Genomic DNA, 213 nt, shown 5'->3' on the forward strand with positions numbered 1-213 from the left:
GGGCATTCGTTACCCGCGTAGAAGCTACGCTCACTAACGCCGACAACATCGACAACCTCCTCGGTATCGTTATTTTCGGGAGTGTCGCTCGGGGGGAGGCTGACCGGCAAAGTGACATCGATTGTTTTGTCGTCGTCGATGGCGACCGGACGACAGCTCGCCGACAGGTCACCGACGTCGTCGCAGAACTCCAATCAGAGCGCTTCGACGGTG

1 protein-coding gene is annotated in these 213 nt (G+C 58.7%); it reads left to right on the forward strand.

Annotated features, from left to right (window positions below; genetic code table 11):
- Positions 1-213, forward strand: a 213-nt coding sequence (locus EXE45_RS19365; RefSeq protein ID WP_137695229.1) for a nucleotidyltransferase domain-containing protein, incomplete at both ends; no start/stop codon positions are given.

Origin of the sequence: Halorubrum sp. SP9, from assembly GCF_005435015.1 — an archaeon.
In the GTDB taxonomy this organism is placed as follows: domain Archaea; phylum Halobacteriota; class Halobacteria; order Halobacteriales; family Haloferacaceae; genus Halorubrum; species Halorubrum sodomense.